The 13,798-nt window shown below is 59.7% G+C and carries 11 protein-coding genes; 5 read left to right on the top strand and 6 right to left on the bottom strand.

All coding sequences use genetic code 11. From position 1 onward, the window contains the following. Positions 1 to 31 precede the first annotated feature (31 nt). From G3N95_RS05145 to G3N95_RS05120, 6 genes are all read right to left on the bottom strand, one after another. A complete protein-coding gene (locus G3N95_RS05145) occupies positions 32 to 1,195 on the bottom strand; it encodes a M20 aminoacylase family protein (RefSeq protein WP_205969051.1) in 1,164 nt (387 codons plus the stop codon). A 35-nt stretch (positions 1,196 to 1,230) separates the two neighbouring features. Then, positions 1,231 to 2,466 carry a diaminopropionate ammonia-lyase gene (locus G3N95_RS05140; RefSeq protein ID WP_205968909.1) on the bottom strand — a complete coding sequence of 412 codons (1,236 nt, stop codon included), beginning with the start codon at positions 2,464 to 2,466 and terminating at the stop codon, positions 1,231 to 1,233. A 195-nt stretch (positions 2,467 to 2,661) separates the two neighbouring features. Next, complete coding sequence (locus G3N95_RS05135) at positions 2,662 to 3,792, bottom strand: Xaa-Pro peptidase family protein (protein WP_205968908.1); 1,131 nt, start codon at positions 3,790 to 3,792, stop codon at positions 2,662 to 2,664. 22 nt (positions 3,793 to 3,814) lie between these two features. After that, positions 3,815 to 4,975, bottom strand: coding sequence for a Xaa-Pro peptidase family protein (locus G3N95_RS05130; RefSeq protein WP_277397993.1), 1,161 nt, complete (start codon positions 4,973 to 4,975; stop codon positions 3,815 to 3,817). 36 nt (positions 4,976 to 5,011) lie between these two features. After that, a complete protein-coding gene (locus G3N95_RS05125; protein ID WP_205968906.1) occupies positions 5,012 to 6,535 on the bottom strand; it encodes an amino acid ABC transporter permease/ATP-binding protein in 1,524 nt (507 codons plus the stop codon). A gap of 46 nt (positions 6,536 to 6,581) precedes the next feature. After that, entirely contained in the window at positions 6,582 to 7,421 is an 840-nt protein-coding gene (locus G3N95_RS05120; protein ID WP_205968905.1) for a transporter substrate-binding domain-containing protein, read from the bottom strand. 172 nt (positions 7,422 to 7,593) lie between these two features. On the opposite strand from G3N95_RS05120, the gene G3N95_RS05115 reads away from it, so the two are divergent. The 5 genes from G3N95_RS05115 (at position 7,594) to G3N95_RS05095 (ending at position 13,756) form a co-directional block, all read left to right on the top strand. Beyond that, positions 7,594 to 8,076, top strand: coding sequence for an Lrp/AsnC family transcriptional regulator (locus G3N95_RS05115; RefSeq protein ID WP_205968904.1), 483 nt, complete (start codon positions 7,594 to 7,596; stop codon positions 8,074 to 8,076). Positions 8,077 to 8,539: 463 nt separating this feature from the next. Then, positions 8,540 to 9,139: a response regulator gene (locus G3N95_RS05110; RefSeq protein WP_205968903.1), complete on the top strand. Its 600-nt coding sequence runs from the start codon at positions 8,540 to 8,542 to the stop codon at positions 9,137 to 9,139. Positions 9,140 to 9,156: 17 nt separating this feature from the next. Continuing rightward, a complete protein-coding gene (locus tag G3N95_RS05105; protein WP_205968902.1) occupies positions 9,157 to 11,109 on the top strand; it encodes an ATP-binding protein in 1,953 nt (650 codons plus the stop codon). 158 nt (positions 11,110 to 11,267) lie between these two features. Next, positions 11,268 to 11,639, top strand: coding sequence for a response regulator (locus G3N95_RS05100; protein WP_205968901.1), 372 nt, complete (start codon positions 11,268 to 11,270; stop codon positions 11,637 to 11,639). Between the two features lie 65 nt (positions 11,640 to 11,704). Next, positions 11,705 to 13,756 (top strand): alkyl sulfatase dimerization domain-containing protein, encoded by a 2,052-nt coding sequence (locus G3N95_RS05095; RefSeq protein WP_205968900.1) that lies wholly within the window; start codon positions 11,705 to 11,707, stop codon positions 13,754 to 13,756. Positions 13,757 to 13,798 lie beyond the last annotated feature (42 nt).

The raw sequence follows: 13,798 nt of genomic DNA, 5'->3' as shown, positions 1-13,798 counted from the left end.
AATTTGCAGTTGTACGGACTGCGCCGGGCGTTTACTTGCCGGCAAGCGCTACCCGCGCGACTTCCGCGAAATAGCGAGCACCCGTATCGAGAATGTCGTCGTTGAAGTCGTAAGCAGCGTTGTGCAATGGAACGTTGCCGTGCTGCGACGAATCACCGTTGCCGATGAAGATGAAGTTGCCCGGCACAACCTGAAGGAAGGCGCCGAAGTCCTCGGAGATCATCATCGGTTGCACGTTGGCGTCGACGTTTTCGGGACCGGCGACGTTGATCGCCGCCGTCACCGCTGGCTCCACGAACTCGGCACTATTGACGGTCGGCGCGAACTCATGCGTATAGCTGAACTCGCACTCGATACCATTCGTCCGGCAGATACCTTCGCTGATTTCGCGCATCCGCGTTTCGAGAAGGCGCTGAACCTCGGGAAGATAGCTGCGCGTGTCTCCTTTGATCGTTACCGTCGATGGAACGACATTGCGAAGTCCATCGGTGATGAACTCGGTGCAGGAGATAACGGCGGAAAGGCTCGGGTCGAGGTTACGCGAGACCACCGTCTGGAGAGCGAGGACGATCTGGGATGCGACGACGATCGGATCGACGCCCATATGCGGACGCGCGGCGTGCGTGCCTCGCCCCCGCACGACGATCACGAAGTTGTCCTCGCTCGCCATGATCCCGCCGCGACGGGTCGCGAAAGTTCCGGCAGCCATGCCCGGCATGTTATGCGCACCGAAGATGGCGTCGACCGGAAAGCGTTCGAACAGACCGTCCGCCATCATTGCCTTCGCACCACGGCCGTGCTCTTCGCCCGGCTGAAAGATGAATCGCACGGTGCCGTCGAAGTCCTTGCGCTCGGCGAGCAGACGCGCGGCGCCGAGAACCATGGCCATGTGCCCGTCATGACCGCACGCGTGCATTTTCCCTGGAGAGCACGAAGCATAGGTCCGGCCGGGCGCGTTCTCCGCAATCGCCAGCGCGTCCATATCGGCGCGCAAGCCGATGGCTCGGGTGCTATTGCCGGCCTTCAGATTTGCAACCAGCCCCGTCCCGCCGATATGGCGATGCACTTCGAGGCCCAGCGCCGAAAGAATCCGCGCGACATAGTCGGAGGTTCGTACCTCTTCGAAGCCCGTCTCCGGATTCTGGTGGAGGTGATGTCTCCAGCTGCGCAAACTTTCCTGCAACGGGCGATCCAGCGCGTGATCTGTTTCAGCAGTGGCGTTCATCGTCATCACCGTACAGTGCAGCCCTGCATCCACTCGTGCTGCCGTGCCAGCACGGATTGAGCGGACTCGCCGACTAGTTCGGAATAGGTGTTGGGCGCCGTGGCGCCTTCCGTGCTGATAACCAGCACCCGCGATTCCGGCGTCAGCCCGACTGCGCGAGCCTGGTCCGGGTTTCGTGCCAACAGCGTCAGGCCGGCGAACCCGGCAGCTCCGGATTCGCCGACGATCAGCGGCGCGTCCCGTTCGGTGCCGCGTGCCAGTGTCTGCATCGCCTGCACCGCGTCATCGTCTGAAATCGTCATGAAATGATCGACGCACGGCTGAAGGAACTTCCACGCGAGCGGAGACGTTTCACCGCAGGCCAGACCTGCCATCACGGAATCCACCGAACCGGTGGCCGTCGTCGCGTAACCTTTGATCGCGCTCTGATAGAGGCAATCCGCCTGTTGCGGCTCGACCACGACGAAAGAGGGGCGTTGCGCGCCGTAGTGCTCCCACAGATACGTGACGATCCCGGCCGCAAGACCGCCTACGCCGCCCTGCAGGAAAACATGCGTGAATGGGGCTTTCGGCGGCGAGCTTTCGAGTTGAGCAACGACTTCGTCGGGAATGACTCCGTAGCCTTGCATCACATCGCGCGGAATTGCTTCGTAGCCTTCGTAAGAGGTGTCGGAGACGACATGCCATCCGTTCGTCTGTGCGAGATGTGCTGCGTGCTCGACCGATTCGTCGTAGTTGCCTGAAATCCGGATGATCTCGGCGTCGTATTCCGCAATCGACTTTTCACGTTCAATGCTCACGTTGGCGTGCAGCACGATCACACAGCGGCATCCGATGGCCTGCGCGGCCGCCGCAAGCGACTTTCCGTGATTGCCGTCGGTCGCGCTGATCACAGTGAGACCTTCCAGCAAGCCGGCGTAGCCGCCATTGATCAATACGCGCGGATCGAACGAAGCTTCCGAACGCCAGAGGCGAGCGATGAGGCGCATCAACGCGACGGGTGCACCGAGCGCTTTGAAGCTGCCAAGAGGCGAGCGGACCGATTCGTCCTTGAGGCACAGCTGTGCAACCCCGACAGATTCCGCTGCGTCCGGAAGATCCCACAGCGGCGTCGCTATCCGGCTGATCTGATCCCAGTGCGAGAGCCAGTTGCCGCTTTCCTGCGCCGACTTTATGTTCATGACTTCGCGCAGGTCTTCTGGATAGGCGCTGCGGGACGCCCGGGGATTGTTCATCAGCATGGCTGCGTTCTACTCCATTTGAGGTGCCGTCAAAGGCACGCGATGATCCTTGGTTTGCCGAATGAATAGCGTGTGCAACAACGCTCGTCAGACACAATAATATTTCAGCGGGCCGGTAATAACGTCTCTATTTTCGCCCTATGAATGAGAGATTTTCTCGACGTTCCAAGCGGTTTCGATTCTCATGGCGGTCTTTCACCGTTCGAAGAGAACGCGCGGGGAACGTGTCAGTCGCTCTCCACCATCCTCCCTGATGACGACCGTCTCGCTTAGCGCGATCCCTGCCGCTGAGGTGTAGACATGGAACACCATGCCTGCTTCGAGTTTCCAGTCAGCCTTCGGTGTGAAGCAACGATGAAGATCGCTGGTTCGCTGAGTGGTGATCGGCGTCAGGCCAAGCGTGTATCCGGTGATGTTCTCGTAGGACTCCCGCAGGCCGGCTTCGACGACGCCGCGGCGGACGATGCTGTCCACCTCGGAAGCAACCGCTCCCGGTCGCATCGCCTCGATCTGCCGATCCTGGATGTCGGCAAGCAGCTTCGTTATTCGCTTTTGTTCGGAGCTGGCGCCGCCTACCGCGACACAACGCATGATGCGAGCGGAGTATCCCCGCAGACGCGGCAACAGTTCGATATGAACCAGGTCCCCGGATTTCAAAGGACGCTCTGGCATGAATCCGTGCAGCGCATCCCAGCCCGTCGCGACGGTAATCGGGCCGATGAATCCGTCGTCGAAACCTAGCCTGTAAACCTGCGCTGCCGTCTCGGCTGCCACGATGCGAGGAAGCACACCCTCACCGATAGAAGAAACCGCATGTTCCAGCGCCTGGTCGACGAGCGCGGACGCTCGCCGCATCAGCGCGATTTCTTCTTCGGATTTGCAACGGCGCAGATCCCAGAGCGAGCGGTTCAGATCATGAATATCCGAGTGCGGAAGCAGCGCGCGCAAGTCCCTCATCCTTGCCACTGTGAACGAGTGCGACTGACAGTCGACAGCCACACGTCCCAGTGTGAAACCCAGCGACTCGGCAGTATCAATCAGAAGCGGCAGCGGATCTTCCCAGTCGAGAAAGCCAACGATGTGCGTGAACCAGCTTCGTTCCCTGGCGGGCGCCATATCCAGTTTTCTCACCAGCAAAACGGGCTCGCCCGTCGCCGGAACCGCGCATGCACGCCACAGGTTTTCAGTCGTCCAGTAGCCGGACAGCCAGCCCATCATTTCCGGCTCGTCCAGAATCGCGACGTCGATCTGCCGAGCTCGCAGTTCTTGCTGAACCAGTTCGAGCCTGTTGCGGTATTCGTCGATAGTGAAACTAAGGTCCGTCATGCTTCATCTCGCGTCGTGATGCTCAATTGATGGTCCACATCTCGCGTGGCGCGCGAATAGTAAGGACTTCGGCGAAGCCGTCTTCCGTAATGGCGATGTTCTCTTCATGAACGATCATCTTTCCGGGCTCGTACTCCATACCGGGTTCGATCGTGATGACCATGCCGGGCTCGAGCAGTGCCTCGTCCGCTGCACTGTGCGATGGAGGCTCGGTGACTTGCAAGCCGAGTCCGTGACCGAGACGTCCGACGTTGTTCCCGCGCATACCCGCCGCTTCGAGAACGTCCATCATCGCCCTCCAGAGGTCACGGACCCTGGTGCCGGCTCTCGCCGCGTTGATCCCGACTTCGGTTGCGACCCAGACTGCGTCGTGAACCCGGCGAGCGTCGTCGGAGATTTTTCCCACCGCGTAGTTGCGGTCGAAATCGCAGAAATATCCGTCGATGGTGGCGCCAACGTCGATGATGAGCACGTCGCCGTCTTTCAACGCTCGCTGGCTTCCGCGCGCGATGATCTGATCGTATCCGCCGGGCCCCGATGCGCACGCCATGTAGGGAACCGTGTGAGCGCCGCCCTGAAGAATGTTCACCGTCAGATCACGGGCTATCTGCGCCTCCGTCATTCCTGGCTTCGCACGTTCCGCGACGGACGCAAAGGCGCAACTGACGATCCGACCGGCTTCGCGGATCTTCCCGATTTCAGCTTGCGACTTGATGTTGCGCACTTCCCAGATGCACGACGATCCGTCGACGGCCTCAGATTTGAGCAGGTCGCGCAGCCGCAGAAAATCGAGAACCGGCATGCGCAACGCAAACTCGCGACCCAGCTCGAAGCCGATCTTTCCGAAGCGTCGCGGCAGATCGTTCAGTGCAGAAGCGAGCAGAGAAACGCCTTCATCTTCGGGCCGAGGCGAAGGCCAGCTCATGACGCTGCCCGCCACACACTGTTGCACGACGACTTCTGCAATCGACGGGACGATCGCGATGGTCGGGCCGGCGGCCTGAACGATCAGGAACCAGGGGCGAGTGGGGCTTTCCCAGAACTGGCTGTCCAGACCCGTGAAATACCGGAAGTTTGCGGGCGTGGTCAGCACCAGCGCATCCATTTCGGCCTTCCGCATTGCAGCCTGCGTCCGCTCCAGGCGAGCATCGAACTCGCTTGTCGGGAAGGGCAAAGAAGTCATCATGTGTGTACCTGTGGAAGCTGATGGGGGCCGCTATCAGGCCGTGGCCGGGAGCAATTCTTCGCGGCATCCGTTCAGGAAGCGGCCCACGCGGGAATCGCGCGGCATGGCGCGGTACTGCGCGGGCGTCATGTCGTGCGCGACGACGCCTCCCTCCATGAAGAGAATGCGGTCGGACACTTTCATGGCGAAGTCGATTTCGTGTGTGACGATGATCATCGTCATGCCTTCCCGGGCGAGGTCTTCGATGACGCGCAATACTTCGCCGACCAGTTCGGGATCGAGGGCCGACGTAGGCTCGTCGAACAACACGATGGAAGGCTCCATCGCCAACGCGCGTGCGATGGCGACGCGCTGTTGCTGGCCCCCGGAGAGCTGGTGCGGATACTTGTACGCATGCGCACCCATGCCGACCTTGTTGAGCAACTTCAGGCCGTGGCGCTCCAGCATTTCGCCCTTCAGGCGCGAGTGATACTGCGGGGCGAGCGTGACGTTCTCGAGGACGGTCCGATGAGGAAACAGATTGAAGCTCTGGAACACCATGCCGATGTGCAGAATTCCCTCGTGATATGCGGCGCGCGACTGATGCGAGAGCGTGTGATTCGAGAGAAACGGTTTGCTGTTCAGTCGCACTTCTCCATCGTCGATCACTTCCAGTCCGTTGAGTGTCCGGATCAAGGACGTCTTTCCCGACCCCGACGGCCCGATGACGGAAATCACTTCGCCCGTCGTCACTTTCAGATTGATTCCTTTCAGCACGTGATGGCTGCCGTAGTGCTTGTTGATATTGATTGCCTCGATGGCCGGCATCGGCTTCCGGTCAACCGCGACAATCGGCACGACCTTGTCCGAGACGGCAGCGTTGCCGGTATGGACGTCTCCGCTTCGGCGCGTGAAATCCAGACGCTTCTCGACATAACTGAGCAGGAATCCGAAGACGGTAACGATAAAGACGTAGTAGATCGCCACTGCGAGCATGGTCTCCAGAACCTTGAAGTTCTGGGTGTAGAGACGCTCTCCGACCAGCAGGATCTCTTCCAGCGAAATGACGGACACCAGCGATGTCAGCTTGACCATGCTGATGTACTCGTTGATGAGTGCCGGAAGCGCGACGCGGAACGCCTGCGGCAGCACGACGAGCCGCTGCAGACCGAGGTAGCCGATTCCGAGCGCTTTCCCGGCCTCGAGCTGGCCTTTGTGCACGCCGGCCAGACCGCCTCGATGAATCTCGGCGACATACGCAGTCTCGCTGAGCGACATGGCGATGAGCCCCGCCCAGAATGCGTTGGAGAAGAACGAGCCGGTCCAGGGGAAGATCTGCGGAAGGTTATAGACGAAGATCAGCAGCACCAGCAGCGGCAGGCTGCGGAAAAACCAGACGTAGCTACGGCACACCCATGCGACCGGCCGCCATGTGGACTGCTTTCCGAGCGCGAGCAGAAAGCCGGCCACGATGCTGATGAGCCATGAAGCCAGACTCAGTTTGATGACTAGCCACACGGCATTCCAGAAATCCGTGTAGGTCAGTAGCGAGAGCGCGTAATGCCAGTCGAAAACCATGGGGTGTCTCCTGCGATGTAAGCCGATTGCTGTTCAGGAACCTTGATTACTGAGCGGTTCCAAGCGCTTTGGCGACTTCGGCCTCGGTCGGTGCAACGACGTTGTATTTCTTCAGAAGCGCCTGGTATTCACCCTTCGCCTTCATTTGAGCGATCGCAGACTCGATCTGTGACTTGAGTTCGATGTTGCCTTTCTTCATCGCGAGGCCGCACACGACAGGATCGAGCGGACCGTTCGACGTGATCTTCAGCCGCCCGCCGGAACGTTCGACAATAAGACCGGCGATCGAAACGTCTTCGTACTGTGCGTCGATACCTTGCGACAGAATGGCTTGGGCAGTCTCAGCGGACGTTTCGTATTCGCGCACCTGCACGGGCGGTTTGCCTTGTGCGACGCAGGCCTTGTCCGACGCCGCATTGATGTACTTGATCCATGCTGCGCCCTTGATCGAGCCGATTCGCTTTCCGCACAGGTCGCCGACGGTCTTCGGATTCAATCCGCCGGAAGAACTCACCATGAGCGAGCCGCCGGTCATGAAATACGGCACGAAATCGACGACCTTGGTGCGTTCCGGCGTGACATAGAGCGCCGAGGCAACAATGTCGTATCGCCCGCCAGTGACGCCCAGAATCAGATTGGCGAAGCGCGTATCGACGAACTTCGTCGAGTCATTCATGTATGACGCGACCTTGCCGACGAATTCGGGATCGAAGCCTGCCGGCTTGCCGTGGTCGAGATACGTGTGAGGCGGCAGCGTCATGTCACTGCCGATGGACAGAACGCCGGGAGTCAGCGTCGCTGCGGCGTGGGCGGCGCCGCACGCCAGGGTAACTGCTGCCGAAACGGCGGCCAGTTTCAGACAGCCTGCAAACGAACGATGCTTCATGCTGGACTCCATGTGTGTCGCGTGGAAAAGCAAGCGCTGCTGTATCACCTTGAAATTGGAAAGAGGTCTGTCTTGACCTGACCGGCGTGATATAACGCTTGTTGAAGAAAGTTTATTTCGGCATTGAATTTAAAAGTTATCTATTATCGATACTCAAACGAGAAAATTTCTCATGGCTACGCGGCGACCCAATTTCGAACTGGATGACTTCGATCTGAAGATTCTGGAGATCGTGCAGCGGAACAATCAGACGCCACACCGTGAGATCGGCCAGCAGATCAATCTCTCGGTGCCCTCGGTCGCGCGACGTCTACAACGCTTGCGGAGTACCGGCGTGATTGCGTCCGATCGCAGTGTCCTGAATCCCGACGCTTTAGGGGCAAGGATCACAGTCATTGCGCACGTGTCTGCCGAGAACGAAGCCATCGAGCTACTGGATGAGATGCGAGCGAGATTCGAAGCGTGCGAGCAGGTTCAGCAGTGCTACTACGTGACCGGCGACGTGGACTTCATTCTGATTCTTTGCTGTCGGGATATGGCCGAGTACACGGCTTTGACCCGCTCGCTGTTTTTCGCTGAAGGGAACGTCAAGAGCTTTCGCACCTTCGTTGCGATGGAGCGCGTGAAGATAACGCTCAACGTGCCGATCGAGTAGGTGTTCTCGCTGGGTGAGCCAGTAGATCGAATCGGTGTCGCGGAGAGTCCGACTCGGAGGACCGCACCAGTCTGTTAGCTGCCATTGGATGCCTTACTGCGTGACCATCCGAGTTGGGTCGATTTGGTGCGTTGGCCGTCGGACCGGGTTAAGCCGTGGCTTCTTTGACTCGCTGGTCTTCTCAAGCTGCAGATACGAGCGTAGCCCTTGAGAATCGTGCTGTTCATGCGTTGGACATGCCTGTTTGAATGCCGGGCAAGATGCATTCGGGCAGCATGAACCCGGACGTGCTGCAAGTTTTTCCGATGATCGTCGACGTTTCGCGTTTCGATACGCATGCCGGAATCATTGCGTATCGCACGACAGTCACGAAAATAATGAAGGACAACTCATCTAAAAAATTGCTATAACAAGAATGGTTCTGAATCGCAGAATGCCGGATTACGCCTGAACGGAGCGCGCTATGACCGAAACCGGGAAGACCGTTGTTCATGTCATCGATGACGATCCTTCTATGCGTTCTGCGCTCACACGCCTTCTCCAGGCAGCCGGTTATTCGGTGAATTGCTACCAGTCAGCAGGTGAGTTTCTCGTTGCCGATCCTGAGGATCAGGCGGGCGCCATCCTGATCGATCTCGAACTGGGCGGCCCCGATGGGCTTGCGTTACAGGGCGCCCTCAATCGGCGAGCACGCGCGTTGCCCGTCATCTTCATGAGCGCGTTCGGCGACGTCACAAGAGCGGTGCAGGCGATGAAAGCGGGCGCGGTGGACTTTCTGGAAAAACCATTCGAGGCCAAGGCGCTGCTAACGGCGCTTCAGCGCGCGCTTTGTACCCGGAACGCTGTGGAGTCGCCGCCGATGACGCAGAGCGTCTGCCTGGAGGACAGAGAGCAGATGGTCCTGCAACGGGTCGCGATCGGACGGCGCACGAAGCAGATCGCCGTAGAACTTGGCCTGAGCGAAAGAACGATAAAGAGCTGCCGTGCCGAGCTGATGAAGAAGCTGGGTGCCACGTCGTTCCCACAACTGATTCTGAAGGCCGAACATCTGCGTCTGATCTGATGCGAGGACATGTTCTCTTGCGCTTCTGGGCACGGGTCGCCATTTTTTTGGTTGGTCTTGCCGTCATCGTGCCTGCGTGCGCCGGGGATGTCGCGAAGGTCGTATTGCTGACGGGTGCCGATCCCGTGCAGCCGGCGGCGCTGGTTCAGATCCAGGCAGTGCGCGAGACACTCGAAGCGTCGCCGTCAAAAGATGTGGAAGTCTACCTGGAAGCGCTCGACGGTTTCCGCTTCGACGGTCAGGACCTGTCGAACGAATACCTCGCATTGCTGGAGAAGAAATATCGCGGTCAGCACATCGATCTTGTGATCGTGATCGCCAACCCTGCCGCTGATTTTGCGCTGAAGTTCCACTCACTGATCTGGTCGACGACGCCTGTCCTGTTATCGAGTGTGCCGGAGGACTGGCTGCGTTCGCGTACGCTGCCCGACGGTTTCTCCGTTATTCCGTATCGAATCGATGCCGGTGAAACGCTGTCGCTCGCGGCGCTGCTCCAGCCGGATGCAAACCGGCTGATCGTCGTCGGCGGGATCGCGGACGTCGATCGGCGGTTTACGAGCCTCGTCATCGAAGCTGCGCGCCACGACCGCGCACGCTGGCAGTCGTCAGAAGCATGGGAGGGTCTACCGATCGACGAACTGAAACGACGGCTATCGGCGCTCGACACGAAAACGGCCGTTGTTTATACGACGATGTATCGCGATCGGGACGGGCATCGCTACTTTCCATATGAGGTTGTCCCTTCGATTACCAAGGCGTCGGCGGCACCCGTCTACGGCTGGTACGCCGTGTATCTGCAATACGGGCTGACGGCAGGCGCCGTCTACGATCTGGCGGAGAATGGCCGCCGAACGGGGCGTGCTGCGCTCTCTGTGCTGGAAGGGCGCAGCACAGGCGCCATCGGCCTGCCTGCGCTGCCGGCCCGCTGCGTGGTCAACGCAAGCGAGGCGGAGCGTTTCGGGCTCGACACGGCGCGTCTGGCCGAAGACTGTAGCCTTGTTGCGCAGCCGCCTTCCATCTATCGCGAGTATCGCTCGACGGTTCTGCTGTCGGCGGGCGTGCTGCTGGCACAGTCCCTGACGATTGCCGCGTTGCTGATGCAGCGGCGCCGGCGCCGCCGCGCTGAGGCGGAGTCGAGCGCGCGCAGCGCTGAACTGGCTCGCGCCGCGCGTATCTCGACAGTGGGCGAGCTAAGTGCATCGATTGCCCATGAGGTCGGCCAGCCTCTTGGCGCGATATTGAGCAATGCCGACGCCGCGGATCTTCTCGTGCGCGCTTCGACCGTCGATGTAGACGAGTTGCAAGCCATACTCGCCGACGTACGCCGGGATGCATTGCGCGCCAACGACGTCGTCAAGCGGTTGCGCGCCCTGCTTCAGAAGCAGAGTGCGGGGTCTCGCCCGCTATCGCTCAACGCCGTAGTCGACAGCGCGCTCGTGCTGATTCGACCCGAAGCGCGGCGCCGTCGCATTCGCGTGGAGATGACACTCGATCCAAAAGGTACGATGGTGCTCGGCGACGAGGTTCAGCTTCAACAGATCGTGTTGAATCTCGCGGTCAATGCGATGGATGCAATGAACCTTATTGAACCAGAACAACGCATCTTGAGCATCGCGATTGGTGCAGTGGACGAACGCGCGGAGCTTTCCGTTGCAGATCGCGGCGCGGGCATCGATGCGGACGACGTCCGTCGGCTGTTCGAGCCTTTCTACACCAGCAAACCGAACGGCATGGGGCTTGGACTTGCGATCGTTCGTTCAATAGTCGATGCACACGGCGGAGACATCGAGGCTGCTTCAAGGCAGGGCGGAGGCGCGCTGTTCACGGTATGGCTGCCGAGGTTCGCTGACGCTTCATGCGAAAGCGGGATCGCAACGAGCTTGCCAAATGCAGGACCAGGCGACGCATCTCGCGCGTATGCGATGGTCAGACCGGCCACTCATCGCGCCGACCAGGGACACGCGATCTGATATCGCGTGCTGCTCGACACACGTCAGCCGGCACCCGTCAGCGGCGAAACAGTAACCGGCGATGAATTGCCCCAAGGGGCAATCGCGTTGCCCCAAGTCCCTATATCTCGCAACGTCGACATGTACAAGAATCGGTGCAACGACAACGTGTTCGATGTATGGATGCGACACCGCCCCTGATCGTGATACTCGAAGACGATACCGGCCTGCGACGCGCGATCGAGCGCCTCCTGACGTTATCGGGTTTCGGTACACGGACGTACGGGAGCGCCGACGGCCCGGATCTGCCGATGCATGCTTCATCCGCTCACTGTCTGGTCGTCGACGTCCAGTTACCCGGACGATCGGGACCTGAGTTCTATGCGGCGCTGCCCGACCCGCGTCCGCCCGTCGTTTTCATCACGGCATTCGACGGTCCGTCGACGCGGCATGAGTTGTCGCGCGTCCAAAAGTACATCCTGCTGAACAAGCCGTTTCTTGGCAAGGAACTGCTTGAGGCAGTCGATGCGGCAACGGGGAAAATCCCTTGAATCGCCGCCCGCCTGCCGCATAAGCGTGCAGGACGGGCACCGTTCAAAGAACCGGAGAGAAGGCTATGAGTCGATCGGATGACGGAGCAAAGGGCGAAGGACGCAGGACGTTCCTGAAAAACGTGGCCGTGGCAGGCATGGCGACGGGGTTCTCGGGTGTGGTCAGCGAGGCGATTGCGCAAACGGCGGAGCCCGGCTCCACGGGAGCGGGATCGAAACCGGCGACGCGCGCGACGCTGTCATTGAACCAGCAGTACGCGGACTACCTCAGCTTCGCCGATACCCAGGACTTCGAAGACGCGAAGCGCGGGCTGGTCGCCACGCTTCCCGAACCCGTCATCATCAAGGGGCAAGGCGATGTGCCCGCATGGAATCTCCAGCAGTTTGGCTTCGTGAGCGGAGGGCCGGAGAACAACGCGCCGCCGACCGTCAATCCGAGTCTCTGGCGTAATGCCAAGCTCAACATGAACCACGGGCTATACACAGTAGTCGACGGCATCTGGCAAGTGCGCGGCTATGACCTGTCCGTGATGAGCATCATTCGAGGCGACAAGGGCTATATCGTCGTCGATCCGTTCATCACGACGGAGGTCGCATCGACCGTCTGGAAGCAACTCGTCATCCCGCACCTGGGCGACAAACCTATTACGCACATCATCTATACGCACAGCCACGTCGATCATTACGGCGGTGTCCGCGGACTGGTGAGCGACCAGGACCTGCAGTCCGGGAAAGTGAAGATCGTGGCGCCGACCGGCTTTACTGAAGCGGCCGTGGGCGAGAACGTCATTGCGGGCAACGCAATGGGCCGTAGAGCCAGCTACATGTACGGTTCGCTGTTGCCGCGCAGCCCGACGGGAATCGTCGACGGAGGGCTTGGCAAGACAACATCCGTGGGCACCATTACCTTGGCGTTTCCATCGATGTTCGCCGAAAAGACAGGGCAGAAAATGACTCTGGACGGCGTCGAACTTGTGATTTTAATGGCGCCGGAATCAGAGGCTCCGTCTGAATTCATGTTCTACCTGCCGAAGTACAAGGCATTCTGCGCGGCTGAAGACGCGACGCACACGCTTCACAATCTGTACACGCTTCGCGGCGCAAAGGTGCGCGACGGTCTGCTCTGGTCCAAGTATCTGCAAACCGCCCTCGATATGTTCGGCGGTGACGCTCAGGTACTTTTCGCCTCGCACTACTGGCCGACGTGGGGCAACGACCGGATCGTTCCGTTCCTGCGCGCGCAGCGCGACATGTTCCGCTATCTGCATGACCAGACGTTGCGAATGTCGAATATGGGCATGACGCCGCTGGAAATCGGCGAAGTCATCCGCCTGCCGGACAGCCTTGCGAAGCACTGGTATTGCCGTAGCTACTACGGCACGGTCTATCACGATGCTGTCGCGCAGTACAACCTGCGTCTCGGCTTCTTCGACGGCGTTCCCGCCAACCTGCACCGCTTGCCGCCTACGGAAAACGGCAAGCATTACGTCGAATTCATGGGTGGAGCGGCCACCGTCCTGCGCAAGGCGCACGCTTCGTATGACAAGGGCGATTACCGTTGGGTGGCAGAGGTTGTGAACCATGTGGTCTTCGCGGATCCGCAAAACGTCGCGGCGAAGCAGTTGCTGGCGGACGCCTACGAGCAGCTCGGCTACCAGGCCGAGTCGGCGTCATGGCGCAACTTTTACCTCACTGGTGCGATGGAGTTGCGCAACGGTGTGAAAAAGCTGCCCGCGCCGGCGCCTCAAAGCCCCGACACGATTCGCGCAATGCCGCTCGATATGTTTCTCGACTTTCTCGGCATCCGGCTCAATGGCGAGCGAGCGGCCGGCAAAACGGTGGCACTCAATCTTTCGCTGACGGACACCAAGGAGACTTACGTGCTAGGTGTGGAAAACAGCGCGCTGCACTACTCCAGGGGTCAAACGTCAAATTCCGTCGATGCGTCGGTCACGATGACGCGCGAAGACCTGAACAACATCATGCTCGGCACGACCAACATGCAAAAGCTCATCATGTCCGGCACGGCCAAGGTGGACGGCAACAGTCAGAAGCTCGGCGAGTTTCTCACGTGGCTCGACAACTTCGATTTCTGGTTCAACATCGTTACGCCGTGAGGGGCTGCCATGTGCGCCATATGCAACTTCAAGATTGAGTTT

The sequence above is a fragment of the Paraburkholderia sp. Tr-20389 genome (assembly GCF_017104565.1).
GTDB lineage: Bacteria > Pseudomonadota > Gammaproteobacteria > Burkholderiales > Burkholderiaceae > Paraburkholderia.
Note: the sequence above shows the minus strand (reverse complement) of the source record. Positions and strands in the feature narration are given on the sequence as shown.

Excerpts from the sequence above, each read along its gene's own strand:
- G3N95_RS05140 (WP_205968909.1), bottom strand. The coding sequence starts at position 2,466 with ATGCTGATGAACAATCCCCGGGCGTCCCGCAGCGCCTATCCAGAAGAC.
- G3N95_RS05125 (WP_205968906.1), bottom strand. The coding sequence starts at position 6,535 with ATGGTTTTCGACTGGCATTACGCGCTCTCGCTACTGACCTACACGGAT.
- G3N95_RS05095 (WP_205968900.1), top strand. The coding sequence starts at position 11,705 with ATGAGTCGATCGGATGACGGAGCAAAGGGCGAAGGACGCAGGACGTTC.
- G3N95_RS05130 (WP_277397993.1), bottom strand. The coding sequence starts at position 4,975 with ATGACTTCTTTGCCCTTCCCGACAAGCGAGTTCGATGCTCGCCTGGAG.
- G3N95_RS05110 (WP_205968903.1), top strand. The coding sequence starts at position 8,540 with ATGACCGAAACCGGGAAGACCGTTGTTCATGTCATCGATGACGATCCT.
- G3N95_RS05115 (WP_205968904.1), top strand. The coding sequence starts at position 7,594 with ATGGCTACGCGGCGACCCAATTTCGAACTGGATGACTTCGATCTGAAG.
- G3N95_RS05100 (WP_205968901.1), top strand. The coding sequence starts at position 11,268 with ATGGATGCGACACCGCCCCTGATCGTGATACTCGAAGACGATACCGGC.
- G3N95_RS05135 (WP_205968908.1), bottom strand. The coding sequence starts at position 3,792 with ATGACGGACCTTAGTTTCACTATCGACGAATACCGCAACAGGCTCGAA.
- G3N95_RS05120 (WP_205968905.1), bottom strand. The coding sequence starts at position 7,421 with ATGAAGCATCGTTCGTTTGCAGGCTGTCTGAAACTGGCCGCCGTTTCG.